Origin of the sequence: Bordetella petrii (assembly GCF_017356245.1) — a bacterium.
Classification (GTDB): domain Bacteria; phylum Pseudomonadota; class Gammaproteobacteria; order Burkholderiales; family Burkholderiaceae_B; genus Bordetella_A; species Bordetella_A petrii_D.
The window spans coordinates 297,542-323,729 of sequence record NZ_JAFMZZ010000004.1; the positions used below are offsets into that span (position 1 = coordinate 297,542).

General features: G+C 65.9%; 25 protein-coding genes and 1 tRNA gene. 23 read left to right on the forward strand and 3 right to left on the reverse strand.

Going from position 1 to position 26,188, the window contains the following annotated elements:
• Position 1 precedes the first annotated feature (1 nt).
• The 9 genes from J2P76_RS19565 to J2P76_RS19605 all read left to right on the forward strand — a co-directional run bounded on the left by J2P76_RS19565 (position 2) and on the right by J2P76_RS19605 (position 9,409).
• Complete coding sequence (locus J2P76_RS19565; RefSeq protein WP_207409519.1) at positions 2–1,297, forward strand: nitrous oxide reductase family maturation protein NosD; 1,296 nt, start codon at positions 2–4, stop codon at positions 1,295–1,297.
• On the forward strand, positions 1,294–2,199 hold the full coding sequence (locus J2P76_RS19570) for an ABC transporter ATP-binding protein (protein ID WP_207409520.1): 906 nt from the start codon (positions 1,294–1,296) through the stop codon (positions 2,197–2,199). Before J2P76_RS19565 ends, J2P76_RS19570 begins: the two co-directional genes overlap by 4 nt.
• Positions 2,196–3,026 (forward strand): ABC transporter permease, encoded by an 831-nt coding sequence (locus J2P76_RS19575; RefSeq protein WP_207409521.1) that lies wholly within the window; start codon positions 2,196–2,198, stop codon positions 3,024–3,026. The genes J2P76_RS19570 and J2P76_RS19575 overlap by 4 nt, the downstream gene beginning before the upstream one ends.
• Positions 3,023–3,568: a nitrous oxide reductase accessory protein NosL gene (locus J2P76_RS19580; protein ID WP_207409522.1), complete on the forward strand. Its 546-nt coding sequence runs from the start codon at positions 3,023–3,025 to the stop codon at positions 3,566–3,568. The genes J2P76_RS19575 and J2P76_RS19580 overlap by 4 nt, the downstream gene beginning before the upstream one ends.
• Positions 3,569–3,584: 16 nt before the next feature.
• Positions 3,585–4,634, forward strand: a complete 1,050-nt coding sequence (locus tag J2P76_RS19585) for an FAD:protein FMN transferase (RefSeq protein WP_207409523.1) — start codon at positions 3,585–3,587, stop codon at positions 4,632–4,634.
• 62 nt (positions 4,635–4,696) lie between these two features.
• Positions 4,697–4,781, forward strand: a tRNA-Leu gene (locus J2P76_RS19590).
• Positions 4,782–5,236: 455 nt separating this feature from the next.
• Positions 5,237–5,557: a nucleotide pyrophosphohydrolase gene (locus J2P76_RS19595; protein ID WP_207409524.1), complete on the forward strand. Its 321-nt coding sequence runs from the start codon at positions 5,237–5,239 to the stop codon at positions 5,555–5,557.
• A complete protein-coding gene (locus J2P76_RS19600) occupies positions 5,554–7,743 on the forward strand; it encodes a DNA/RNA helicase domain-containing protein (RefSeq protein WP_207409525.1) in 2,190 nt (729 codons plus the stop codon). Before J2P76_RS19595 ends, J2P76_RS19600 begins: the two co-directional genes overlap by 4 nt.
• Before the next feature lie 706 nt (positions 7,744–8,449).
• Positions 8,450–9,409: a hypothetical protein gene (locus J2P76_RS19605; protein ID WP_207409526.1), complete on the forward strand. Its 960-nt coding sequence runs from the start codon at positions 8,450–8,452 to the stop codon at positions 9,407–9,409.
• Between the two features lie 29 nt (positions 9,410–9,438).
• Here the strand turns inward: J2P76_RS19605 and J2P76_RS19610 are convergent, their stop codons facing one another.
• Together J2P76_RS19610 and J2P76_RS19615 are read right to left on the reverse strand one after the other, a co-directional pair.
• Positions 9,439–12,468, reverse strand: a complete 3,030-nt coding sequence (locus J2P76_RS19610) for an FAD-binding and (Fe-S)-binding domain-containing protein (protein WP_207409527.1) — start codon at positions 12,466–12,468, stop codon at positions 9,439–9,441.
• 21 nt (positions 12,469–12,489) lie between these two features.
• Entirely contained in the window at positions 12,490–13,278 is a 789-nt protein-coding gene (locus tag J2P76_RS19615) for a GntR family transcriptional regulator (protein ID WP_242697623.1), read from the reverse strand.
• Positions 13,279–13,483: 205 nt separating this feature from the next.
• Between J2P76_RS19615 and J2P76_RS19620 the strand changes: the two genes are divergently transcribed.
• The 6 genes from J2P76_RS19620 to J2P76_RS19645 all read left to right on the forward strand — a co-directional run bounded on the left by J2P76_RS19620 (position 13,484) and on the right by J2P76_RS19645 (position 20,038).
• Positions 13,484–14,689 (forward strand): pyridoxal-phosphate-dependent aminotransferase family protein, encoded by a 1,206-nt coding sequence (locus J2P76_RS19620; RefSeq protein WP_207409528.1) that lies wholly within the window; start codon positions 13,484–13,486, stop codon positions 14,687–14,689.
• A 157-nt stretch (positions 14,690–14,846) separates the two neighbouring features.
• Positions 14,847–15,866 (forward strand): Bug family tripartite tricarboxylate transporter substrate binding protein, encoded by a 1,020-nt coding sequence (locus J2P76_RS19625; protein ID WP_207409529.1) that lies wholly within the window; start codon positions 14,847–14,849, stop codon positions 15,864–15,866.
• A gap of 18 nt (positions 15,867–15,884) precedes the next feature.
• Entirely contained in the window at positions 15,885–16,400 is a 516-nt protein-coding gene (locus tag J2P76_RS19630; RefSeq protein ID WP_207409530.1) for a tripartite tricarboxylate transporter TctB family protein, read from the forward strand.
• Between the two features lie 22 nt (positions 16,401–16,422).
• A complete protein-coding gene (locus J2P76_RS19635; RefSeq protein ID WP_207409531.1) occupies positions 16,423–17,970 on the forward strand; it encodes a tripartite tricarboxylate transporter permease in 1,548 nt (515 codons plus the stop codon).
• Entirely contained in the window at positions 17,967–18,746 is a 780-nt protein-coding gene (locus tag J2P76_RS19640; RefSeq protein ID WP_207409532.1) for an enoyl-CoA hydratase/isomerase family protein, read from the forward strand. The genes J2P76_RS19635 and J2P76_RS19640 overlap by 4 nt, the downstream gene beginning before the upstream one ends.
• A gap of 50 nt (positions 18,747–18,796) precedes the next feature.
• Entirely contained in the window at positions 18,797–20,038 is a 1,242-nt protein-coding gene (locus J2P76_RS19645) for a CaiB/BaiF CoA transferase family protein (protein ID WP_207409533.1), read from the forward strand.
• A gap of 225 nt (positions 20,039–20,263) precedes the next feature.
• On the opposite strand, the gene J2P76_RS19650 is transcribed toward J2P76_RS19645, so the two are convergent.
• On the reverse strand, positions 20,264–20,725 hold the full coding sequence (locus J2P76_RS19650) for a type II secretion system protein N (protein WP_347565346.1): 462 nt from the start codon (positions 20,723–20,725) through the stop codon (positions 20,264–20,266).
• A 190-nt stretch (positions 20,726–20,915) separates the two neighbouring features.
• On the opposite strand from J2P76_RS19650, the gene gspG reads away from it, so the two are divergent.
• Genes gspG through gspN form a run of 8 tightly spaced genes read left to right on the forward strand, consistent with a single transcriptional unit; the run spans position 20,916 to position 26,123 of the window.
• Positions 20,916–21,368: a type II secretion system major pseudopilin GspG gene (gspG, locus tag J2P76_RS19655; RefSeq protein WP_347565347.1), complete on the forward strand. Its 453-nt coding sequence runs from the start codon at positions 20,916–20,918 to the stop codon at positions 21,366–21,368.
• Entirely contained in the window at positions 21,340–21,864 is a 525-nt protein-coding gene (locus tag J2P76_RS19660; protein ID WP_207409534.1) for a prepilin-type N-terminal cleavage/methylation domain-containing protein, read from the forward strand. Before gspG ends, J2P76_RS19660 begins: the two co-directional genes overlap by 29 nt.
• Complete coding sequence (gene gspI / locus J2P76_RS19665; RefSeq protein ID WP_207409535.1) at positions 21,861–22,232, forward strand: type II secretion system minor pseudopilin GspI; 372 nt, start codon at positions 21,861–21,863, stop codon at positions 22,230–22,232. Before J2P76_RS19660 ends, gspI begins: the two co-directional genes overlap by 4 nt.
• Positions 22,229–22,834: a PulJ/GspJ family protein gene (locus J2P76_RS19670; protein WP_207409536.1), complete on the forward strand. Its 606-nt coding sequence runs from the start codon at positions 22,229–22,231 to the stop codon at positions 22,832–22,834. The genes gspI and J2P76_RS19670 overlap by 4 nt, the downstream gene beginning before the upstream one ends.
• Positions 22,831–23,769: a type II secretion system minor pseudopilin GspK gene (gene gspK / locus J2P76_RS19675; RefSeq protein WP_207409537.1), complete on the forward strand. Its 939-nt coding sequence runs from the start codon at positions 22,831–22,833 to the stop codon at positions 23,767–23,769. The genes J2P76_RS19670 and gspK overlap by 4 nt, the downstream gene beginning before the upstream one ends.
• A gap of 58 nt (positions 23,770–23,827) precedes the next feature.
• A complete protein-coding gene (gene gspL / locus J2P76_RS19680; protein ID WP_207409538.1) occupies positions 23,828–24,796 on the forward strand; it encodes a type II secretion system protein GspL in 969 nt (322 codons plus the stop codon).
• The gene (gspM, locus tag J2P76_RS19685) at positions 24,793–25,377 is read left to right on the forward strand and encodes a type II secretion system protein GspM (protein ID WP_207409539.1); all 585 of its coding nucleotides are present in this window, start codon (positions 24,793–24,795) and stop codon (positions 25,375–25,377) included. The genes gspL and gspM overlap by 4 nt, the downstream gene beginning before the upstream one ends.
• Entirely contained in the window at positions 25,374–26,123 is a 750-nt protein-coding gene (gspN, locus tag J2P76_RS19690; RefSeq protein WP_207409540.1) for a type II secretion system protein N, read from the forward strand. Before gspM ends, gspN begins: the two co-directional genes overlap by 4 nt.
• Positions 26,124–26,188 lie beyond the last annotated feature (65 nt).

Here is a 26,188-nt window from a genome sequence, read left to right on the forward strand (position 1 = left end):
CATGCACGATGCGCCACCCGCCAAGCTGCCCGGCGCGGCCGTTCCTGCCGCCTTGCTGGCCGGGCTGCTATTGGCCGGCGGCGCGTCGGCGGCCGTCGTCGCGGTGCCGGCCGGGGCCAGCCTGCAGCAGGCGGTGGCCGCGGCCGCCGCCGGCGATGTGCTGCAACTGGCGCCCGGCGAATACCCGGGCAACCTGGTCATCGACAAACCCCTTACCCTGCAGGGCCCGCCCGACCGTTCCGCCGTCATACGGGGCGAACGCCAGGGCCGCACCATCTGGGTGCGCGCCGCCCACGTCACGCTGCGCCAGCTCAGCATCCGCCATTCCGGCCTCAGCCTGCCCGACATGGACGCGGGCGTGTTCCTGGACCGCAACGCGCACCACGCGGTGGTCGAACACAACGACATCCTGGACAACCTGATGGGCGTGTACGTGTGGGGGCCCGACGCCGCCCTGGTGCGCGCCAACCGCATCGTGGGCAACACCGAACTGCGCGTGGCCGAACGCGGCAACGGCGTGTCGGTATGGAACAGCCCCGGCAGCCAGGTGCTGGACAACGACATCTCGGCCGGCCGCGACGGTATTTTCTCGAACACCAGCAAGCACAACCTGTTCCGCGGCAACCGCTTCCGCCAGCTGCGCTATGCCGTGCACTACATGTACACCAACGACAGCGAAGTCAGCGACAACATCTCTGAAGACAACGACATCGGCTATGCCATCATGTATTCGCACCGCCTGGTGGTGCGCAACAACGTGGCCCTGCGCAGCCGCGAGCAGGGCCTGATGTTCAACTACGCCAACGATTCCATCATCGCCGGCAACGCGGTGCAGGGCGGCGCCAAGTGCGCGTTCCTGTACAACGCCAACAACAACCGCTTCGAATTCAATCGCTTCCAGGACTGCGGCATCGGCATCCATTTCACGGCCGGATCCGACGGCAACGCCATCACCGGCAACGCCTTCATCAACAACCAGAACCAGGTCAAGTACGTGGGTACCCGCGTCATCGAATGGTCGCGCGACGGCCGCGGCAACTACTGGAGCGACAACACCGCCTTCGACCTGGACGGCGACGGCATCGCCGACACCGCCTACCGGCCCAACGGCATCGTCGACCAGATCCTGTGGCGCGCGCCCGCGGCCCGCATCCTGCTCAACAGCCCGGCGGTGTCTGTCGTGCGCTGGGCGCAGTCGCAATTCCCGGCGCTGCTGCCGGGCGGCGTCATCGACAGCGCGCCCCTGATGCACCCGCCCGGCCTGCCCGACGCCGCCGATACAAAGGCCCGCCCATGACCGCCCCTCAAGTCGCCCTGTCGGGCGCCAGCAAACACTACGGACAGCACCAGGCGCTGGGCCGCGTCGACCTTGAACTGCGCGCCGGCGAATGCGTGGCCCTGGCCGGCCACAACGGAGCCGGCAAAAGCACTCTGATCAAGCTGGTGCTGGGCCTGATTCGCCCCACCCATGGGCGCGTGCAGCTGCTGGGGCACGACGCCGACAGCCGCCAGGCCGCGCGCCTGCGCCACAGCATCGGCTACCTGCCAGAAACCGTGGCCCTGCACCCCGCCATGACCGGCGCCGAAACCCTGGATTTCTATGCCCGTCTGAAGCGCCAGCCCCTGACGCGCAATGCCGCCCTGCTTGAGCGAGTCGGCATCGCCGACGCGGCGCGGCGGCGCGTGGGCGGATATTCCAAGGGCATGCGGCAGCGCCTGGCGCTGGCGCAGGCCTTGCTGGGCCGGCCGCGCATCCTGCTGCTCGATGAACCCACCACCGGCCTGGACCCGGCCTCGCGCCTGATGTTCTACGACCTGGTGCGCGAACTGCGCGACGCCGGCGCCACCGTGCTGGTCAGCACGCACGCCTTGGCCGAGATCGCCAACCACGTCGACCGCGTCATCGTCATGACGCACGGCCAGAAGATCGCCGACGGCACGCTGGCGCAGCTGCGCCAGGCCATCGGCGTGCCTATGCGCATCAAGCTGACGCTGGCCCACCCCATGCCGGCCGGTACCCTGCCCGCGCCATGGCAGCAGGTCGGCCCGGCGCGCTTCGAACGAGCCTGCCCCGAATCCGGCAAGGTCGAAGCCATCCGCGACATCGGCGCCATCGGCCTGCCCATCGCCGATATCGACATCCACACCCCCAGCCTGGACGAGATCTACGCCCACCTGCTCGAACGGAAAACCCCATGAACGCCGTCCTGACCATCACCGGCAAAGAAATCCGCGACGGCCTGCGCAACCGCTGGGTGCTGGCCACGGCCCTGCTGCTGGCCGCACTGGCGTTGTCGCTGGGCCTGCTGGGCAGTTCACCCACCGGCGCCGTCAAAGTCGACCCGCTGACGGTCACCGTGGTCAGCCTGTCCAGCCTGTCGATCTTCCTGGTGCCGCTGATTGCCATGCTGCTGGCCTACGATGCCATCGTCGGCGAAATCGACCGCGGCACGCTGGCCCTGCTGCTTAGCTACCCGGTATCGCGCTGGCAGGTCATTGTCGGCAAGTTCGTCGGCCACCTGGCCATCCTGGCGCTGGCCACCACCGCAGGCTACGGCTTCGCCGGCCTGGCCCTGCAATGGCTGCACGGCGGCGCCAGCGCAGCCGCCTGGCGGCCCTTCGCCCTGCTGATCGCGGCCAGCGTGCTGCTGGGCGCCAGCTTCCTGGCCATGGGCTACCTGATCAGCACGCTGGTGCGCGAGCGCGCCACCGCGGCCGGCATCGCCATCGCCGTGTGGCTGTTCTTCGTCGTCATCTACGACATGGCGCTGCTGGGCCTGCTGGCCGCCGACCAGGGCCGCAGCGTCACCCCCGCCGTGCTCGACATACTGCTGCTGCTCAACCCGTCCGACATCTACCGGCTGATGAACCTGACCGGCTTCGAGAACATTTCCATGTATGCCGGCATGGCCGGTGTCGGCAGCCAGGCCAGCCTGGGGCTGGCCACCCTGGCGCTGGCGCAGCTGCTGTGGATCGCCATTCCCTTCCTGCTGGCGGCGGCCTGCTTCCAAAGGAAATCGCTATGAACCGGCTACCCGCCCTTTACCGCCGCGCCGCGCGCCTGGCCGGCGCGATGCTGCTGGCCGGCCTGGCGGCCTGCGGCGCCGACGAACGCCAGACCGCCGCGCCCCCGCCGCCGCAGGCCGTCGCCAGCGAAGCCGTCGGGCACTACTGCGGCATGGCCCTGAACGAACACACCGGCCCCAAGGGCCAGATTTTCCTGCAGGGGCAGGACGCCCCCGTGTGGTTCTCGGCCATCAAGCAGGTGTTCGCCTACACCATACTGCCCGAAGAACCCAAGTCCATCCGCGCCATCTACGTCAACGACATGGCGGGCGCCGAGCGCGGGCAAGCACCCGACCCGGGCGCCTGGGTCGACGCCCGCCAGGCCTATTACGTCATCGAAAGCGGCTACATCGGCGGCATGGGCGCCGAAGACGCCATGCCGTTCGGCCAGCGCGCCCAGGCCGATGCCTTTGCCCAGGCGCATGGCGGGCGCGTCGCCGCCTTCGACGAAGTACCCGAAAGCTACATCTTCTCGCACGACACGCCCGCGCCCACCCCTTGATCGTCCGGACACCATCATGCCCACTTTCGCGCGCACCCGCCGCCGCTTCCTTGGCATTACCGCCGCCGCATCCGCCCTGGCCCTGGCGCCGGGCGCGCTGCGCCTGGCCCACGCCACCGCCGCCGCCCAGCCGGCACGCGGCATCGAGCCCCTGCACTGGCGCGGCGTGGCCCTGGGCGCCGACGCCGAACTGCGCCTGTACCACCCTGACCCTGCCGCCGCGCAAAACCTGCTGCGGCAGGCGCTGGCCGAAATCCAGCGCCTGGAAAGCCTGTTCAGCCTGTACCGTGAAGACAGCGCCCTGGCCGCCCTGAACCGCCAGGGCAGGCTGGACGAGCCGCCCGCCGACCTGCTGCGCCTGCTGAACGAAAGCACCCATTACAGCCGCCTGACCCGCGGCGCCTTCGACCCCAGCGTGCAACCCCTGTGGAACCTGTACGCCGACCACTTCTTGCAGCCCGGCGCCGACCCTGCCGGCCCCGCCGCCGCCGCGCTGCGGGCAGCGCTGGCCCGCGTCGACTACCGCGCCATCCAGGCCGAACCCAACCGCATCCAGCTGCAGCGCCCGGGCATGGCCCTGACGCTGAACGGCATCGCCCAGGGCTACATCACCGACCGCATCACCGAGCTGCTGCGCGCCGGCGGCCTGGACCGCGCCCTGGTCGACCTGGGCGAAATCCGCGGCCTGGACGATCACCCCGCCGCCGGCGCCGCGCCCTGGCGCGTGGGCCTGGCCCGCCCCCAGGCACCCGAGCAGGTCTACACCATGGTAGACGTCCACAACCAAGCCCTGGCCACCTCCGGCGGCTACGGCACGCCCCTGGACCCGGCCGGCCGCCATACCCATCTGTTCGACCCCCACACCGGCCGCGCCCAGCCCCGCTACCGCAGCGTATCGGTACTGGCCGGCACCGCCACCATGGCCGACGCCCTGTCCACCGCTTTCTCGAACATGGCGCTGGCCGACACGGCGGCCGTGGTGCGGAAACTGGGGCTAAGGGCATGGTTCGTACTGGCTGACGGCAGCGTCACGGAACAGGGCGCCCCGGCGTCTGCGCGAAGCTGAAAGTCCGCTTATAATGGCTAGCTTTCCGCCAGCCAGCCCATCTCGGGTTGCGCGCCTCCCGTGCCCGGGTGGTGAAATTGGTAGACGCAGGGGACTCAAAATCCCCCGCCGCAAGGCGTGCCGGTTCGATTCCGGCCCCGGGCACCATCTCTAAAGATCGCCGGTATTTACAAGCATTGAATCCGGTTCTTTACCTCGCCCTGATATAAGGGAATTCCCGAATCGATAGACTGGATGCCGCTTTTGCACAAAGGCGAAGCACTCGCGTCCTGTCCACGTCTGCCTAAATTTAGCTCCCGTCATAACGGCTTCGCTGCCCGCCAAAAAAAAAGCGTTATTCGATAGACAGGCGGGTCGCCTTCGTACAGTGCATGCAGACAAACCACGCGCTAAAGAGCGGTCCTGGCTGCACCGCAGACGAGGCGGCCGGCCGGCCCCGCGAACGGCGAATCCGTCGGCGACCGAAGCTCGAGACGGCGCAGGAACCTTGCCTTAACGAAGTCACGCCGATCGGGCAAGAATCGCCAGGGGCACACTCCAAAAGTGCAACTGGGCGCCAAGCGGTCTATCATGCTTTCCAACATCGTTCGCAAAGACAGGAAATGGAAAAAGTCATTCAGCGGCTGCGCCAGTTTCGCGACGAGCGAAACTGGCAGCAGTTCCACAACCCTAAAGACTTGGCCTTGGCGCTCAGCATCGAAGCCAGCGAGCTGCTGGAGGTTTTCCTATGGAAGCGCCCTGAAGCCGCCGATCGCGAAAAGGTGAAAGAAGAGCTTGCCGATGTCTTGGCTTACGCGCTGCTACTGTCCGATGCGTACGACTTCGACATAAAGAAAATCGTCCTGGAGAAAATCGAAAGGAACGAAAAAAAGTACCCCGTGCACAAGGCAAAGGGAACCGCTAAAAAATACAACGAGCTATGACCCAGCCGCACCTCGTCGAAGTGAACCGTTACCGGTTCTCGGCAGAAACGCTTACGGAAATCGAGACCAACGCGTACGCAGCGAACAACTGGCCGCTTGTTTATATTCTCAGCGATGGAAGGACACGCTGTGCCTATGTCGGCGAGACTACAGACACGCTCGCTCGCCTGGGTACGCATCTCAAACACCCTCAGAAGCGATCGTTGACGACGGTACACCTCGTCAGCAGTGAACGCTTCAACAAGTCGGCGACTCTCGATATAGAGTCTTCCCTCATAAAGTACATGGCAGCCGACGGCCGTTTCAGCATGTTGAACGGCAATCTCGGTCTGAGCGACCACAACTACTATCAGAGGGATGAGCTCTATTCCAAGATCTTTCGGGAAACCTGGAACAGACTGCTCCAGTACGGAATCGCCCAAAGATCAATCGAGGCCATCGACAATTCCGATGTTTTCAAATACTCGCCGTACAAATCGCTGTCGGTCGATCAACAACAGGGCCTGATCGAGATAATGCGGTCGCTTGTCGACCCCCGGCTTAAACATATCGTAGTCCAAGGTGGCGCCGGAACCGGAAAGTCGGTGTTGGCGATATTCCTATTCAAGCTCATCCATTCCGAACTTGAGGAATTGGATCTGCACGAGTTTTCCGAGGAAGAGCAGGAAGTGCGGGAACTGCTCCGGCAAATCAAGCAATTGCTCCCATGCCCGCGCATGGCCTTGGTAGTACCTATGAGCTCGTTCAGGAGCACGCTGAAGAAGGCGTTCCGGAACGTTGCAGGCCTGCATCCCGATATGGTCATCAGCCCTTCCGAGCTGACGAAGCAACGCTACGACATCGTCCTGGTGGATGAGTCACACCGCCTGCGCAAGCGGGTCAACCTAGGGGCCTATTACGGAGCCTTCGACGCGGCCTGCGCGGCTCTTGGATTGGACAAGAATACGTCCAGCGAGGTGAACTGGGTCACGCACCAGTCAGATAAAGCTGTCTTCTTCTACGACCCGGATCAGAGCATTAAACCATCCGATGCCGACGCGGCTGACTTCGAAGACATGAAGTCTTCGTCGGACAGCACGGTCATAACGCTGGCTTCCCAGTTCCGGGTCCGCGCCGGGCGGAACTACGTGCGGTTTGTCGATGATCTACTGCATATGCGGCTTTCGGCTTACGAGAAGTTTAGTTCCAGCAAGTACGAGTTTCTGGTTTTTGACGAGATCTCCGACATGGTGAAGGAGATAGAGCAAAGAAATTGCAGCTACGGTTTGGCGCGACTAGTGGCCGGTTACTCCTGGCCCTGGGTTTCCAGGAAGTCCCCCCACCTGCATGACATCGAAATCGATGAAGTTCGATTGCGGTGGAACAGCACGACCGTGGATTGGATCAATGCGAAAGGCGCCGTGAGCGAGGTGGGCTGCATCCATACCACCCAAGGCTATGACCTGAACTACACCGGCATAATCTTCGGCCACGAAATCCGCTATGACGAAAAGCTCGACCAGATCGTCATTGACCGAAACAATTACCATGACCGAAACGGAAAGCAGACCATTGAAGATCCCAATGAGCTCAAGCAGTACATACTGAATATCTACCGGACCATCATGCTGCGAGGCATACGAGGTACGTTCCTCTACGCATGCGACGCCAGCCTGAGGCGCTATCTGAAGCGGCATGTGGAGAGCTACAAGTCCAACATCATCGCGTTCCCGGACGCTGGCAAGCCTTTGGAACCTTACGTCAATGCAGTCCCGCTCTATGACCTGCGAGCGGCAGCGGGCAATTTCAGCGCGCTCCAACACGTCGAACATGAAGAATGGGTAGCGGTCCCCGATGGAATGCCCGTGGGAAAGAATATTTTTGCCTGCCATGTAGTTGGCGAATCCATGAACAAGGTAATCCCTGATGGCGCCATCTGCCTGTTTCGCTTGAACCCGGGTGGCAGTCGTAATGGAAAAATCGTGCTGGTGGAATGCTCCGATACGCAGGACGGCGACGCTGGTTCGCGATACACGGTCAAGGAATATCAGAGCTTCAAAGCGCGTACCGAAGACGGCGCTGAGAATCAACGGATCCTATTGAAACCGCGATCTACCAATCCAGCGCTGGGTCCAATTAAGCTCAGCAAGGAAGACGACGAACATCGCTATCGGGTGGTAGGCGAGTTTTTGGGTGTGATCGGTTAGCCAGGATTCGTACGCAGATGTCGCCGATTGATGGGGCAAATTCCTTGCCCGAAGTCATCGGCATGACGACTCACTGGCCTCGCCCTGGCGAGTTTTTCTTAGTCTGATTGGAGAATGGTTCCGCACTTCGCTTCGGGCTGCTGCTTTTGGTCCCACCCTTGATGCCCTTTCAGCCAAACGACGTCAGGAGTGGCGCGTCTCAAGCGGATGGCGGGCCAAGGGGTAGGTGCGGCCCACGGCCCGGAGGGCGAGGACACGGCCCCTGGACGTGGTAGGAGTTCCGGACCAGAGGCCAGCAACCCCTGCCCCGAAGCTCCCGCCGGCGAGAATGGAGAGTCCAGATAGGCAAAACCTCGTTGGAAACTAACTACGAGACGCGTAACCATCTGCTGACTACGCCAGCCACCGACCTAGAAACAACAACCAGCGTTGAAAATGTCGATTCGTCGAGCAAATCGGCAATTTCGTCGAATAACACGCTCATCGCTCAACCCCTCATGCTAGGCTCAGCGACATTCGTGCCGTCACGAAGCAGCCGATCGAACTCTTTTGCTGGAAGCAAAACACGACCGGCGCCTATGGTCGGAGCGGACGTCGGTCGGATCGCTCAGTGTGTCGGTCGATCGCATTACACCGGTACCGGTGACAAACAGAACGACATGTCTTGAGCTGACTTCTTAATGAAGACAGAAGAGGAGATCGTAAAGTGTTGTCATACAACCAAGCCGTTGAACAGGACGGGCGCGCCACACTGTTTTCCCCACATCGCAATCGTCTGGTCCTGGCGCTCTGTGCGCTTGCCGTCGGCGTTCTGGTCGCCGGTTTCTGGAATTTTCATTTGGCGGACGGCTTCGGCCGGGAGATCGTCGCGGGCCAGACCATCGGAGACACGGAAAGCCTGGCCGGGTCCTATGGTGAACGGGGCGCGGCTTTCGGTTTTGTCTTCGCAATTATTGCTGGCCTGGCCGCGACTTTCACGGCGTGCAATTGCGTTGTATTTGCCATGCTTCCGGGCCTGGCTTGCGCGACGGAGAAGGTCGGGTCGCCCCGGCGGCTCGCCATCCAGGCAATCGGCATCTTCTCGCTTTTTGTCCTGCTGGTTTGCTTCATTTACGGAATGTATGTGGGCTCGCTGGGACCGGAGCGCGTGGACGCCTTCAACACCCGGGAAACGCGCCTGTTTCAGGCGCAGGTGACATTCACGCTGCTCGGCATTGTTCTGCTTCTGTGGGGTGCGATTTCGTTTGGATTTCTGGACGGGATGCTACGCCGCCTGCCGCCCAGGTTGCTGGGCTTGGCCGCCTCGCCGCTGGCCAAGGCAGGCTTCATGGGATTCCTGGTGGGGCTGTTCGCCATTGGGCGGCCATTTCCGGTGTTCAGGAATTTTCTGACCTATGCGGCCGCCTCGGAAAGCCCGCTGTATGGAGGCGCGGTGATGGCCTTGCAGGGGGTGGGGCAGATTCTGGTGATGGTTGTGCTGTTCCTGGTGCTGATCGTGCCGTTCTCCAAGCGGCTGACAGACTGGTCGGCGCGGCACCCTGGCAGGCTGGAACAATTCAGCTCGGCCATGCTGGTTGCCGGCGGGGCGTACTTTATCTTCTATTGGGGCATTGCCTTCGCCTTTAATGTCGGCAATTGGGGCTTCAAGCTGCACTGGTACAGCTAGTCTGGAAACGCCTCAGGGGTAGCCGCCCCCTACCCTTGGCTTAACGCCCTTTGCAGCACACAGGCCACGTGCTCTGCCCGCCGGCTGCCTTCTGCCCGGGTGCCGTCGGCGATCTGGTGCCGGCAGCTGGTGCCGTCGGCCACCAACAGGGTGTCGGCGCCCGCCTGGCGCACGGCGGGCAGCAGGGACAGCTCGGCCATTTTCATCGAGGTGTCGTAGTGCGCGGCTTCGTAGCCGAAGCTGCCGGCCATGCCGCAGCAGCTGGATTCGATCAGGTCGACTTTCAGGCCGGGGATCAGCGCCAGGATCTGCTGCACGGGCTTGACGGCGTCGAAGGCTTTCTGGTGGCAGTGGCCGTGCAGCAGGGCGCGCTTTTCCGGCAGCGGATGCAGTTTCAGTTCGAGCCGGCCGGCCTTGAGTTCGTTTGCCAGGAATTCTTCGAAAAGAAAGGCGTGGCGGGACAGCCGTTCGGCGTCTTCGCCCAGGCCCATGACCAGGAATTCGTCGCGCAGCGTCAGCAGGCACGAAGGCTCAAGGCCGACGATGGGCACGCCGCGCGCGATGAAGGGCCGCAGCGCCTGGACCACGCGGCGGGCTTCGGCTTTGGCCTGGTCGACCAGGCCGGCCGACAGGTAGGTGCGGCCGCAGCACAGGGGGCGCCCGGGCTGGGTGTCGTTGGCGGCGGGGCGCGCGACGTGGACGCGGTAGCCGGCCGCCTGCAGCACCTGCAGGGCGGCGCGGGCGTTGTCGGCTTCGAAATAGTTGTTGAAGGTGTCGGCGAACAGCACGATGTTGGCCGTGTCGGCATCGGCCGTCGAAGCCTGGCGGGTGAAGACGTCGCCGCGCCATTTCGGCAGGGTGCGCCGCGATGAAAAGCCCAGCAGGCGTTCGGACAGCCAGGCGGCGCCCGGCAGAGTGTCGCGCAGGTTGAACAGGAACGGCAGGCGGCCCGCCCAGGGCGCCCAGCGCGGCAGCGTGGCGATGATTTTGTCTTTCAGCGCCAGCCCGCGTTGTTGCCGCCACTGGTTCAGGAACTCGATTTTCATGCGCGCCATGTCGATGCCGGTGGGGCAGTCGCGCTTGCAGCCTTTACAGCTGACGCACAGGTCCATGGTGGCGCGCATGTCGTCGGAAGCCAGGGCGTGCGGCCCCAGCTGGCCGGACAAGGCCAGGCGCAGGGTGTTGGCGCGGCCGCGCGTCAGGTGCTGTTCGTCGCGGGTGACGCGATAGCTGGGGCACATGGTGCCGGCGTCGAATTTGCGGCAGTGCCCGTTGTTGTTGCACATTTCCACGGCCTTGGCCAGGCCCTGGGCGGGGTCGCCGCCGGTGCCGGGCGCGCTGACGGACTCGGTGGCCGGATCGTTGTGTACGTTCCAGGCGGACCAGTCCAGCGCGGGCGTGAGGGGGATGGTGCGGTAGCCGGGCTTGAAGCGGAACAGGGACCGGTCGTCCATCTTGCTGCTGTGCACGATCTTGCCCGGGTTCATCAGCCGGTCGGGATCGAAGGCGTCTTTGATTTCTTCGAAGGCGCGGCTCAGCCTGGGCCCGAACTGCCAGGCCACCCATTCGCTGCGCACCAGCCCGTCGCCATGCTCGCCGGAAAAGGCGCCCTTGTAGCGCCGCACCAGCGCGCCGGCCTCTTCGGCGATGGCGCGCATTTTTTCCGCGCCGTCGCGGCGCATGTCGAGTATGGGCCTGACATGCAGCGTGCCCACCGAAGCATGGGCGTACCAGGTGCCCTTGGTGCCGTGGCGGGCGAATACGTCGGTCAACTGGCTGGTGTATTCGGCCAGGTGCTCCAGCGGCACGGCGCAGTCTTCGATGAATGACACCGGCTTGCCGTCGCCGCGCATGCTCATCATGATGTTCAGGCCGGATTTGCGGACTTCCCACAGGGCTTTCTGGGCCGCCGGGTCCGGCATTTCGACCACGCAGCCGGGCAGGCCCAGGTCGCCCATCAGTTCGACCAGCCTGGCCAGGCTGGACAGCTGTTCGGCCTGGGATTCGCCGGCGAACTCGACCAGCAGGATGGCTTCGGGCGTGCCGATGAGGGCGCTGTCGATGATGGGGCGGAAGGCCGGGTTGCTGCGGGCCAGGTCGATCATGGTGCGGTCGACCAGTTCCACCGCGCAGGGGCCCAGCCCTACGATGTGGCGGGCCGTGTCCATGGCCTGGTAGAAGGTGGGGAAGTTGACCACGCCCAGCGCCTTGGCGGCCGGCAGGGGCGACAGCTTGAGCGTGATGCTGCGGGTGTAGGCCAGCGTGCCTTCGCTGCCCACCAGCAGGTGCGCCAGGTTGACGCGGCCGTCGGCCGTGTAGGGGCGCGGGCTCTGCGGATGGAAGATGTCCAGGTTGTAGCCGCCCACGCGGCGCATCACGGCCGGCACCATGCGCTGGATTTCGTCGCGCTCGCGCGCGGCGATTTCGTCGAGTTTGTTGATGATGGCGCGTATGCGGGGCGGCGCATTGCCCATGCGGCCGGCTTCGGCGAAAGTGGCGGCGGTGCCGTCGAGCAGCAGGGCATCGATGCTGAGCACGTTGTGCACCATGTTGCCGTAGGCGATGGATCGCGAGCCGCAGGAATTGTTGCCCGCCATGCCGCCCAGCGTGCACTGCGCCGCGGTGCTGACATCCACTGGGAACCACACGCCATGCGGCTTGAGCCAGGCATTGAGGTGGTCGAGCACGATGCCGGGCTCTACCGTGACCGTCATGGCGTCCAGGTTGAAGTCAAGAACGCGGTTCAGGTATTTGCTGTTGTCGATGACCAGCGCGGCGCCCACGGTCTGGCCGCACTGCGAGGTGCCCCCGCCGCGCGCCAGCACGGGCACGGACAGTTCGCGGCACAGGCTGAGCGCGGCCGCGACGTCGTCGCCCGACTTGGGCACCAGCACGCCGACCGGCTCGATCTGATAGATGGATGCGTCGGTTGAATAACGCCCCCGCGCGCCCCGGTCGAACATAACCTCGCCTTGCGTGCCGCTGCGCAGGCGGGCGGCCAGTTCGAGATGCAGCGGATTCAGTTCGGCGTGCTGCTGTGGGGGTAGGGGCGCGTTCATGGGGCTCCTGGCCGGATGGGCTTAGGGTTGTCTGGGTTCGCCTGCGGCATCGGAAGCATCGGCGGTGCCGCAAGCCCCTTCGGCGTCGGCGGCGGCGAGCTTCAGGTTTTCCAGCACGGCCTCGCCCTTGCGCCGCAGATGCTGCCGCAGTATCTGCGCCAGCCGGGGGCCGTCGCGCGAGGCCAGCGCGTCGGCCATTTCCAGGTGTTCGCGCATGGCCTTGTCCCATTTTTCGGGGTTGAGGTTGGAACGGAAGCGCAGGTTCTGCAGGCGCAGGTTGATGTTCGTGTAGACCTGCGACAGCAGCTCGTTGTGGCCCGCGGCGTTGATGCGGTCGTGGATGGCGCGGTTGACGTGGTAGTAGGAAGACAGGTTGCGCCTGGCGTGGCAGGCCTGCATTTCGAATGTCAGGGCCTTGATCTCGGCGATTTCCTGGTCGGTGATGTGCTGGCAGGCAAGTTCGCCGGACAGGGCCTCGAGCACGCCCATGACTTCGAAGCTTTCGCGGATGTCTTTTTCGGACAGGGCCACCACGTGCGCGCCGCGGTTGGGCTGCATGCGCACCAGCCCATCGGCGGACAGCAGCCGGAAGGCTTCGCGCAGGGGCGTGCGCGACACCTGCAGCCGGTCGCACAGCGCGCGTTCGTTCAGGCGGGTGCCGGCGGCCAGCTCGCCCTCGATGATCATTTCGCGCAGGCGGTCGGCGATGGTGGCGGGCAGCGTGCGCCTGTCGACGGCCTCGGACGAGGGACCGGGTTCCGTCGCCGGCGGGGCGGATGGGTTGGATAGGCTTACGGGATCAATTTTCATTTGTATACAAAAAAAGCGATAGCGCGTGAATTCAGCGGTGCCGCGCGCCATGCCTGGCCAATCGAAGAAACCCGCCCAGTTTAACCTGTACCTTTCTCTCCCAATTGCTGTGGCGCCGCATAAATTCCCCTTGCAGGAGGGCGCCTTTGCTGCTTATTCTTCATCAAGATTGGTATTTTGTATACCAAATTATCAGGAGCCCCTCATGCTGCCGCTGCATTCGCATCCGTCCGGCCGTCACTTTCTGCAGATTCCGGGCCCCACCAATGTGCCCGACCGCGTGCTGCGCGCCATCGACCATCCCACCATCGACCACCGCGGCCCCGAGTTCGGGGAGCTGGGCAAGGCCGTGCTGGCCGGCATGAAGAAGGTGTTCCAGACCGAAAGCGATGTGATCATCTACCCGGCCTCGGGCACGGGCGCCTGGGAAGCGGCCCTGGTCAACACTATGTCGCCCGGCGACCAGGTGCTGATGGCGGAAACCGGCCATTTCGCGACGCTGTGGAAAAAAATGGCGGAACGGCTGGGGCTGCGGGTGGAGTTCCAGGAAGGCGATTGGCGCCATGGCGCGAACCCCGAACACATCGGCAGGCGCCTGGCCGCGGACAGCGGGCATCAGATCAAGGCGGTGTGCGTGGTGCACAACGAAACCGCGACCGGCGTGGTCAGCGATGTGGCGGCGGTGCGCAAGGCCATCGACGCCGCCGGCCACCCGGCCCTGCTGATGGTGGACACGATTTCATCGCTGGGCTCGGTGGACTACCGGCACGACGAATGGGGGGTCGACGTCACCGTGGCGGGCTCGCAGAAAGGAATGATGCTGCCGCCCGGGCTGTCGTTCAACGCCGTCGGCCCCAAGGCCTTGAAGGCCTCGCAAAGCGCCGCGCTGCCGCGTTCGTACTGGGACTGGAAAGAGATGCTGGCCATCAACCCGCGCGGATACTTTCCCTACACGCCCGCGACCAACCTGCTGTACGGCCTGCACGAAGCGCTGGAAATGCTGTCGGCCGAAGGGCTGGACAACGTGTTCGCGCGGCACCGGCGGCATGGCGAAGCCACCCGCCGCGCCGTTCGCGCATGGGGGCTGGAGATTCTGTGCCTGAAGCCCGAAGAGTACAGCCCTGCCCTGACGGCGGTGATGATGCCCGAAGGCCATAGCGCGGATGCTTTCCGCAAGACGGTGCTGACGAATTTCAACATGTCGCTGGGCCAAGGCCTCAGCAAGCTGTCGGACAAGGTTTTCCGCATCGGCCACCTGGGCGATTTCAACGACCTGACGCTGTGCGGCACCTTGTCGGGCGTGGAGATGGGCTTGAAGAAGGCCGGCGTGCCGCACCACGGCGGCGGCGTGCAGGCGGCCCTGGATTACCTGGCGCAGACCAGCCGGCCCCAGCCGGCGCAGGACAGGTAGCGGCACGCCGCGCGCGCCGCAGGCGATGGATCACGCAGCATCACAGTAGGCAAAGTCCGCAGCAGGGGGAACAAGAACAGGACTCGCTGGACAGGAAGGCTCAAGCAAGGCGTACCGATACCGGACGTCCCCGTGGCACCACCCGGAGGAGACACACATGAAGCACCTGACTCACAGACTGTTGAAGAAATCGTATCTGATCGCGCCGCTGGCCGCGCTGGCCGGCATGACCGCCCTGCCCGCCCAGGCATGGGAACCCACCCGCCCGGTCGAGATCATCGTGCCCGCCGGCGCGGGCGGGGCATCGGACCAGATGGCGCGCACGCTGCAAAGCATTATCCTGAAGCACAAGCTGATGAAGCAGTCCACGCTGGTGCTGAACAAGGGCGGCGCCAGCGGCGCCGAAGGCATCATGGACACCAAGGGCTCGCCGGGAAATCCGCACAAGCTGATGGTGGCCTTTTCCGCCATCTACACCCTGCCCATCGCCGTCAACCTGCCGTTCAACTGGCGCGACCTGAATCCGGTGGCGATGATCGCGCAGGACGAGTTCCTGCTGTGGACCAATGCCGAGGCCCCCTACAAGACGGCCGCCGACTACCTGAAAGCGGTCAAGGCCGCGCCAGCCGGCCAGTTCAAGATGGGCGGCACGGGCGCCAAGCGCGAAGACCAGATCATTACCGTGGCGCTGGAAAAGGCGGCCGGGGTGAAGTTCACCTATGTGCCCTACAAGAGCGGCGGCGAGGCCGCCACGCAGCTGGTGGGCAAGCACACCGATTCGAACGTGAACAACCCCAGCGAGAATATCGCGCAGTGGCGCGCCGGCCAGGTCAATGCCCTGTGCGTGTTCTCGGATGAGCGCATGGCCTACAAGAACAAGATCACCAAAGAGCAGTCCTGGGCCGATATCCCGACCTGCAAGGAAGCCGGCTACGACGTGCAGTATCAGATGCTGCGGGCATTCTTCCTGCCGCCCAAGACCACGGCCGAACAGGCCGCGTTCTACGCCGACCTGATCAAGAAGATCAGCGAAACGCAGGAATGGAAGGACTACCTGGCCAAGCAGGCGCTCAAGGGCGACTACCGCACCGGCAAGGATTTTGTGAAGTTCCTGGAGCAGGACGAGGCTAACCACAAGACCCTGATGGAAGAAGCCGGCCTGGCCGCGAAGAAATAAGCCCCCGGGGGAGCCAGGATGGATCATCAGCAGACACAGGGCGGCCCGCCGGCAGGCGGGTTGTCGCACAGCGCCGTCGACGCGATTACCGCCGCGGTTTTTTTCGTGGTGGGCGTGGTCATGATGGTGGACAACCACCGCATCGGCATCGCATGGGCAACAGATGGGCCCGAGTCGGGATATTTTCCGTTTCACGTGGGGCTGATCATCTGCATCGCCAGCGCCGCGGTGTTTCTGAAGGCGCTGTTCGGCAAGCACCGCAACCGGCAGGTCTTCGTCACCTGGGACCGGTTCCGGCTGGTGCTGCTGGTGCTGCTGCCCACCGCCCTGTATGTGCTGCTGATCCAGCTGCTGGGAATTTACGTCGCGTCGGTGCTGTTCATCGCCGCCTTCATGCGGCTGCTGGGCAGGATCTCCTGGCTGAAGACGGTGCTGGTCAGCGTGGGCGTGAACGTGCTGCTGTTCTGGATGTTCGAAATCCAGTTCCTGGTGCCGCTACCCAAGGGGCCGCTCGAAGCCCTGTTCGGCTATTGAAACCAGGAACGGGAGACTTCAAGTGGATGAACTGAACGCGTTATTCCATGGCTTTGCCACGGTTCTCAGCTGGTACAACCTGGGCATGATGTTCATCGGCCTGGTGCTGGGCGTGATCATCGGCGTGCTGCCCGGGCTGGGCGGGCCCAACGGGGTGGCGATACTGCTGCCGCTGACCTTCACCATGCCGCCCACCTCGGCCATCATCATGCTGTCGTGCATTTATTGGGGGTCTTTGTTCGCCGGGGCGATTACCTCGATTCTGTTCAACATCCCGGGCGAGACCTCGTCGGTGGCCACCACCTTCGACGGCTATCCCCTGGCCCAGCAGGGCCGCGCCGGCAATGCCCTGACGGCCTCGTTCACGGGCTCGTTCTTCGGCGCGCTGTCGGGCGTGCTGCTGATCACCTTCCTGGCGCCCATGGTGTCGAAGTTCGCCCTGCGCTTCGGCCCGCCGGAGTTCTTCGCGGTGTTCCTGCTGACTTTCTGCAGTTTCGTGGGCACCGACAAGAAGACGCCATTCAAGACGATTATTTCCATGATGCTGGGTTTCGGGCTGGCGGCGATAGGCATGGACACCGTCAGCGGCGGCCTGCGCATGACCTTCGGCTGGTCGGAATTGCTGCGCGGCATCGATTTCCTGGTGGTCGTCATCGGGCTGTTCGGCATCGGCGAGATCCTGGTCAGCATGGAAGAAGGCCTGAAGTTCGAAGGCAAGAACGGCCGCATCAACCTGAAGGTGGTGCTGCAAACCTGGAAGGAAATGCCCAGATACTGGGTGACGCTGGTCCGCAGCACGGTGGTGGGCTGCTGGATGGGCGTGACGCCCGGCGGCGCCACCGCGGCGTCGTTCATGGGCTACGGGCTGGCGCAGCGCTTTTCGCGCAACGGCCGCAAGTTCGGCACCGGCGAGATCGAAGGCGTGATCGCGCCCGAGACGGCCGCCCATGCCTCGGGCACGTCGGCCCTGCTGCCCATGCTGGCGCTGGGCATACCGGGCTCGGCCACGGCGGCGGTGCTGCTGGGCGGCCTGATGATATGGGGCCTGCAGCCCGGCCCCCTGCTGTTCGTCGAGCAGAAAGAGTTCGTCTGGGGCCTGATCGCCAGCATGTACCTGGGCAACTTCGTGGGGCTGATCATCGTGCTGAGCACGGTGCCGCTGTTTGCCGCGATACTGCGCATCCCCTTTGCCATCGTGGCCCCCATCATCATCGTGGTGTGCGCGATCGGCGCATATTCGGTCAATAACGCCATGCTCGATGTGTGGTTCATGCTGCTGTTCGGCGTGATCGGCTATGTGCTGAAGAAACTGTCGTATCCGCTGGCGCCGATGATTCTGGCGCTGGTGCTGGGCGACCGCATGGAAGATGCCTTCCGGCAGTCCATGCTCGGCCCCGGCACGGGCCTGCACGTATTCTGGTCCAACGGCCTGGTCGGCACCATTACGACGCTGGCGCTGCTGATGCTGTTCTGGCCGCTGGTGCCGGTACTGTGGCGGCTGGCGCGCAAATGTATGGGCGGCGGCAAGAACGGCGCGGCCATGGGCAAGACAAACGAGGGGCTGAAATGACCGGACTCGTGTTGCAGGAACGGACGGGCGCGATCGCCACGGTGGTGCTGAACCGGCCCGCCAAGCTCAATGCCTTGACCAAGCCGATGTGGCAGGCGCTGGGCGACACCGTGCGGGAGCTGTCCGCGGACGACTCGCTGCGCTGCATTGTGCTGCGCGGCGCCGGAGAAAAAGCCTTCTCGCCCGGCAACGACATCGCCGAATTCCAGACCGAGCGGGCCAACAAGCGCCAGGCCATCGAGTATGGGCGCGTCATGCACGAGACCGCCCGCGCGCTGTCCGAATGCCGGCATCCGCTGGTGGCACAGATCCACGGCATATGCGTGGGCGGCGGGCTGGAAATCGCCGCCTTGTGCGATATCCGGATCTGCGGCGAGTCCAGCCGGTTCGGCGCGCCCATCAAGAACCTGGGCCTGGTCATGGCGTATCCGGAAATGGAGCCGCTGATACGCCTGGCGGGGCCCGATGCGGCGCTTGAGATCCTGCTCGAGGGCCGCATTTTCGGCGCCGCCGAAGCCAGGGAAAAAAGGCTGGTGACGCGGGTGGTGCCCGACGGCCAGGTCCAGGCCGAAGCCCTGGCCGCGGCGCAGCGCATCGCCGAGGGCGCGCCGCTGGTGGCCCGCTGGCATAAGCAGTTTGTGCGGCGCCTGGCCCAGCAGCGCCCGATTTCCGCCGCCGAGTACGACGAATGCTTCGACTGCTTCGACACCGAAGATTTCCGCATCGGCTACGCGGCCTTCCTGGACAAGCGCGCGCCGGACTTTACCGGCAGGTAGCCGGCGGCGGCGCACGCGGCGCCGCGGCCGTTCGTCGCCATGGAGATGGAATGACAACAGCATCGACTCACACCGGCCCGCTGGCCGGCATGCGCGTACTCGAACTGGCGCAGATCATGGCGGGGCCGACCTGCGGCATGATGCTGGCGGACATGGGCGCCGACGTGGTGAAGGTGGAGAAACTGCCCGGCGGCGATGATTCGCGCGGCTACAGTGAACCGGTGGTCAACGGCGTGTCGGCGCCCTTCATGATTTTGAACCGCAACAAGCGCGGCATCGCCCTGAACCTGAAAACCGAGCAAGGGCGCGAGATTCTGCTGCGCATGGTGCGCGATGCGGACGTGCTGACCGAAAACTACCGGCGCGGCACGCTGGAAAAACTGGGCCTGGGCTACGACCTGCTGTCCGGCATCAATCCCGGCCTGATCTACTGCGCGGTATCGGGCTACGGCCGCGACGGCCCGTACGGCGACAAGGCCGGCTTCGACCTGATCGCGCAGGGCTTTGCGGGGCTGATGTCGATCACCGGCGAGCCCGAAGGGGCGCCCGTCAAGACCGGCAACTCTATCGCCGACATCAACGCCGGCATTCTTGCCACGGTAGGCATTCTGGCGGCGTATGCGCACAAGCAGAAGACGGGGCGCGGCCAGGTGGTGGAAACCTCGCTGATGGAGGCGGCGCTGCAGCAGACGTATTGGCATGCCGCAACCTACTTCGCCACCGGCGTGTCGCCCGGGCCGACCGGATCGGCGCATTTGCTGACGGCCCCTTACCAGGCATTCGAAACGCAGGACGGCTGGATCAATATCGGCGGCGCGAACCAGGCCAACTGGGAACGCATCGCGCAGGTGCTGGGCCACCCCGAATGGTGCGCGGACCCGCGCTTTAACAACAACAAGGCGCGCATGCAGAACCTGGACAGCCTGACGGCCGCCATGAGCGGCGTGTTGCGCCAGCATGGGCGCGACCACTGGCTGGCGGCATTCGACGCGGCCGGCGTGCCGGCGGGACCGGTGCACGACATCGGCCAGGCGCTGACGCATCCGCAGGTGCTGGCGCGCAACATGGTGGTAGAGCTGCGGCATCCGCAGGCCGGCCCCACCCGGGCGCTGGGCTGCCCCATTCACTTTTCCGAAACGCCCGCGCAAGTGCGGCGCCCGGCGCCGATGCTGGGCGAGCATACGCGCGAACTGCTGGGCGAGTACGGCTACAGCCCGGCGCAGATTGACGGCTTCGCCTCGGCCGGCGTGGTGCAGGACGCCGCGGCCGGCAATGCGCCGCCGGTTACATGAACACAGATATAACTAGAATCATCCAGACAAAATAACTAGCATGACTGCTGCCGCCATTTGCAGAAATCAAGATACTGCCCTATGCCGCATCGGCGCGGGCGTGGCGATTGGGTCGATACGAGGTTCCGATTCCGCCAATCCATCCGAGCCCGGCATCAACCAGCTGGCATGTCGACATGGGGCGCCAGCAATAAACCTGTTCGTGGCAGGCCTGCAGTACAAGTTCTAGGGCCGCGCCCCGATGGCGGGGACGAAGCCCTGGTCGGCGCTCAGCGGGCCGGCCGGCGGCGCGATGCGTTCGATGATGCCGTCCTGGTCGATGGACACGCCTTTTGCCGACACCCCGACCAGCGTGACGCCGGGCGCCAGGTTCTGCCCCACCCGATAAGCCTGCGCCGGGCCGCCGTCAATAGAAAGCAGCGCGGCGCCTCCCGAGGCGTCGCCGGTTGCGATCAGCCCGTTCACGCTGACACGCACGCGCAGCGCCGCGCCCCCGAACCAGCGCGCGGCGGGCGCCGTATCGGGGCCCGCGTCGGGCGTGGCCTCCAGCATCGGGGGCAGCGCGCGGGGCGCGGGCGCGAAAATCAGCGCGCCCCATACGCCCACGCCCACCGTGAAGGCCAGCACCGACAGGCGCCGGACCCACACCGGCCCATCGGCCACGAAGAACCCTGTGGGCCCTACCACCGGACCAGATCTCCAACGCTGGCAACAGCCTTCAATTTCTTTCCCCGGCGCCTGCATGGCGCGGCAGCAATTTGATGTAGAAATGACTCAAAATGACTTGTTTTATATATACTTGTACTAATTTTTAACATAACGGTCACAAGATTAAAAACTTGTGCCAAAAGACAAACCCATCCAAGGGGGAGACAAGGTGGGGCATCCAAGGGGCAGTTCCGCGCCGTGCCCTGGCAACCGCCGCCAGCAGGGCTTCTCGCTGATAGAGATCATGGTCGTGGTGGTCATCATGGGCATCATGGCCACGCTGATCGTGCCCAACCTGATGGACCGCCCCGATCAGGCGCGCATTGTGGCGGCGCGCCAGGATGTGGCTGCCCTGATGCAGGCGCTGAAGCTCTACCGGCTGGACAACGGACGCTATCCCACCGCCGAGCAGGGCCTGGACATCCTGGCCGGCGCGCCGCAGCCCGGCCAGCCGGGCAGCCGGCGCGCGTACATGGACCGCCTGCCCGCGGACCCCTGGGGCACCCCGTATCAATACCTGAACCCTGGGGTGCATGGGGAAATCGACGTCTTTTCCCTGGGCGCCGACGGCAAAGCGGGAGGCGACGACAACGATGCCGACATCGGCTCCTGGTCTTTATAGGCCGCGCGCGTGGCAACAAGGCTTTTCCCTGCTGGAAATGCTGGTGGTGCTGGCCATTATCGGCATCGCGACGGCAACGATCAGCGTCCAGGCCTTTCCGGACGCCGATGCCCGCGCGCTGCGCCAGGACGCCCGCCGCCTTGCGCACCTGTTCGCCGCGGCCCAGGCCGAAGCCCGCCGCGACGGCAGCCCCATTGCCTGGCAATACGATGGCCAGGGCTATGCGTTTGTGCATGAACCGCGCAATCTGTTCCTGCCCACCGGCCTGGCGCGGCAAACCGGGCCGGCGCGCGCAGAACGCTTTGCCGAAGCCAGCCCGCTGCGCCCGCGCGCCTGGATGTCCGGCAATGCCATCGAGGTGCGTGTCGAGCCCCCCGCGTCGACCCTGTTCAGCGCGGAATGGGCGTCGGGCCCCGCGGCCGTGGAACTGCATGACGGCACGCACACGGTGCGCATCGTGCGTACGGGCGCGGGCCGGTATCTGGTGCGGCCATGAAGCCGCCGCGCCGCCAACAGGGGTTCACGCTGCTGGAAGTGCTGATCGCGCTGGCCATCGTCAGCATTGCCCTGGCGGCGGCCATGCGGGCGCTGGGCGTGGGCGCGGGCAATGTCCTGGCCGCGCAGCAGCGCAGCCTGGCCCTGCAGGCCGCCGAGAATCGCCTGGCCGAACTGCGCCTGATGCGCGCCTTTCCCGCCCCCGGGCGCAACGCCGAACCCTGCCCGCAGGGGCCGCTTGCCTTGATATGCGAGCAGCAATTCCAGCGCACGGTCAACGGCAGTTTCAGGCTGGCCACGGTGCGGGCGCGCCTGCCCGGCGGGCCGGTGCTGGCAGAGGTCAATGGCCTGCTGTCGCTGTTGCCATGAGGCGCGCGCGCGCGGCCCAGCAGGGCTTCACCCTGATCGAAGTGCTGGTGGCCCTGGCGCTGATGGCGCTGCTGAGCCTGATTTCGTGGCGCGCCCTGGATATGGTGGAACGGTCCAGCGAGCGCCTGCAGGCCAGCGGCGACGACACGCTGGCGCTGGTGCGGGTGCTGGGCCAGATAGAAAGCGATATCGGCCGGCATGCGGGCAACGGCGTCCTGCCCTCGGGCACGCCGTGGAATCCGTCGGCCCGCGCCGGCGCCCTGCTGCCGCCCGGCATCCAGTGGCACGACCCGGTGCTGTCGCTGGTGCGCTCGGCCCAGGGCGGCGCCTGGCAGCAAGTGGCCTGGGGCACGGAAAACGGCAGCCTGCGGCGGGCGGCGGGGCCGGCCGCGCGGACATTGCCTTTACCCGAGGCCCGGGCCGGCGAGGTCATGCTGGAACATATCAATGTGTTTGCCGTGCGGGCCTGGATACCGGGCCAGGGCTGGACGCTGCCCGGGGCGTCCAATGCCCGGAAGTCGGCGACCGGGCTGGAGATCACCATCGGGCGCCGGCACAACGGCCGCAACGAGATCTACCGCAAAGTGGTGCAGCTGCCATGACCGCGCCCTGGTCCGCCTTGCGCAGCCCGTCGCCGGGCCCGGAACGCCACCCCGGCTCGCAACGGGGCATGGCCGTAATTGCCGCGCTGGTGGTGGTTGCGGCGGCCGCCATCACCGCCGCTGCCATTCTGGAACGGCAGGCGCTACTGGTGGACACGCTTACCGTTGAACGCGACCGCACGGACGCGCAATGGATACTGCGCGGCGGCCTGGACTGGTCGCGCATCATTCTGCTGAACGACGCCCGCCGCAATGCGGTCACCCGCAACAGCGCGGTGTGGGCCCAGCCCATCGTGGGGCTGGAAATCAGCACCCCCGACGGCATGCGCAAGGCCTATTTTTCAGGGCAGATCGAGGACGAGCAAGGCAAGTACAACATCTGGCGCTTGGCGCAACAGGGCGTGGTGCGGCCCCGGGAACTGGCGGTGCTGCGCAAGCTGCTGGCGGCCCTGGGCCTGCAGGAATCATTGGCCCAGACCGTGGCCAGCCGGGTCGCCGATTCGCAGGGCGGCCCGGGCCGCCGGCAGGCCCGGCCGGGCTTGCGCACGCCGGGCGAGCTGGCCGGGCTGGAAGGCATATCGCCCGACGTCGCGGCCACGCTGTCGGGCTATTTGACAGTGCTGCCGCAGGAAACGCCCATCAACGTCAACACCGCCAGCGCCGAGGTGCTGAGCGCCGGCATTCCCGGCCTGGACCTGGCGCGCGCCCGCGATCTTGCCGGCCAGCGCGACCGCGGGCAATGGTTCAACGACGGCGCCGATTTTTACCAGCGGCTGGGCAAGCCCGGCGCCGCCCACGGCGTTCCGATCAGCGTGCGCAGCGAATGGTTCAAGGTGACCGGCCAGGTCAGCATCCACGACACCCCCATCACGATGCAGGCGCTGCTGTATCGCCAGGGCGACGAGCCGCCCGCCATACAGTGGCTGGGAGGCTGACATCAAACACACACTACGCCTGGCTTTGCCTCCTGTTGCGGCCATCACGCCGCAGTCGATGATGGCTTTTGCGCTGTTCGGCCGCGGCGGAAACCTGCTGCGCAGCGGCGAAATGCCGCTTGCGGCGCTTGCCCGATCCGTTCCGGTCGGCCACGTGGAAGCCATTCTGCATCCTCACGACGCCGTGGTCGTGACGGCGCAGCTGCCGCCCGTGCCGGCAAGGCTGCTGGAGTCCGCGGTGCGCGGCAGCGTCGAATCGCTGGCGCTGAGCGACACGGCCGAGCTCTGCATCGCCCACGGGCCGCGCGCCGCCGATGGCAGCGTCTGCATTGCCTGGGCCAGCCGCCAGGCGCTGCTGGACGCCTGGCGCGGCCTGGCCGATGCCGGGCTCGAGCTGGCCGCGATTGTGCCCCACGCCCTGGCGCTGCCCGCAGGCGATCCCCACCCCGGACAGGCGCTGGCGCTGCCGGTGGACGCGCGCTGGCGGGCCACGCTGCCCCGCTGGTCGCTGGCGCGGCCCGAATGGCGCCCGGTGCGGTCCGCGCACCGCTGGCGCGGCGCCGCGCTGTGGGCGGGCGCCGCGGCGCTGCTGTGGCTGCTGGGCTTGAACATCTATGCCGCGCAGTTGCGCAGCGAAGCCCGGTCCGTCCAGGCCGCCACCGAGCAGGCTGTGCGCAAGGCGTTTCCTTCCATGAGCATCATCATCGATCCGGTCCGCCAGGTGCAGAACCTGCGCAACCAGCTGCGCGTGGCCGGCGGCGCCGCCAGCGCGGACGGCTTCATGCCGCTGGTGCTGGGCGCGGCGCAAGTGCTGGGATTCGCCGCCGGGCACGTTGCCTCGCTGCGCTACGAAGAAGGCGTGCTGACCCTGGTGCTGGCGCCAGGCTATCAACCCCCGGCCAATGAGGCTGCGCTGCACCAGGCCGCGGCGGTGCGGTCGCTGCTGCTGCAAAAGGACGATGATGCCGCCCATACCTGGCACGTCCGGCAGGCCGGCATTGCCGAACCCGACGCGAGGCGCCCATGAGCACGCGTCCCGCGGCCGCCGCACCCGTACGCCGGCGCATCGCCGTTATCGGGCAGCAGGCGCATGCGTGGTGGCGCACGCGCACGCCGCGCGAACGCACGCTGCTGAGCGTGGCCCTGGCTGCCCTGGCCGCAACGCTGGCATGGACGCTGGCGATACGGCCCGCGCTGCACACCATCGCGCAGGCGCGGCAACAACTGCCGCGACTGCACGCCGACGCCGCCCGCGTAGACGCCTTGATTGCCGAAGCGCGCGGCCTGGAACAGGCCGAGTCGGGCCGCATGGATGCGGCAAACCTGGCCGGCGCCTTGCGCGCCAGCCTGCAGCGCGCCGGCCTGCAGGCATCGGCGGTGGTCAGTGAAGAGCCTGCGGCGGGCGACGGCTTGCCGCGGCAGTGGGATATTGCGCTGCTCAATGCCGACGTCGCGCGCGTGATGAAGTGGCTGGCCGAGCTGCCCTACCTGTTGCATGTGCAGACCCGGTTTGTGGAACTGGCGCGCGCCAATATCGACGGCCGCGATCGGCCCGGCAGCGTGACCGGGCGTGTGCGCGTGTCTTTGCCGGTGGAGCGCAAGCAATGAGCCGGCGCATCGCGCTGCGCATCGCCGGGCTGGCCCTGCTGGCCTGCTGCGCGGCCGTGCCGGTTCTGCCCGCGCGCTGGATCATGGCCCTGCTGCCGGCCAGCTGGCCGCTGACCGTGGTGGATGCCCGCGGAACCCTGTGGGCCGGCAGCGCGACCCTGGCCGTGGGCACCGCCGCGCGCCGCCGCACCCTGCCCGACCCCGTGCAATGGCGGCTGTCGTTCGCCCCGATGCCCAGGCTGGCGGTCTCGCACCCCTGGCTGGGCGGCCCCGTCAACATGACGCCCGGGTGGCAGGGCATCAAAGTATCGGGCCAGACACTGCAATTGCCCGCTGCCGTGCTGGGCACCCTGGACGCCCGCATCGCCGCCGTCGGCCCGGGCGGCGAACTGTCGGCCCGCTGGCCGGCGGTAGTCATCGGGGCCGCCGGCCAGCCGGCGGGCACCCGGCTGCTGGACGTGGAATGGCGCAACGCCGCCTCGTCGCTGACACCCGTGCGGCCGCTGGGCGATTACGTGCTCGCCCTGAAACAGGGCCGGCACGGCCAGGCCGACTTGCTGCTGAGCACGCGGCAGGGCCCGCTGCTGCTGAATGGCGCCGGCACCCTGGGCAGCCGCGGCTTGCGCTTCGAAGGCAGCGCGCAAGCCGACCCCGGCGCCGAAGCACACATCCATGCCGGGCTGCACGACCTGCTGGCCGCGCTCGGCCCCCGGAAAAACAACCAGGCGCTCTTGAGCTTTCGCTAGCGCGTCCTGAAGAACCAGGCCATCGATACTGTCATGAAAGATTTCCGCGCTACCCCGTGTCACCG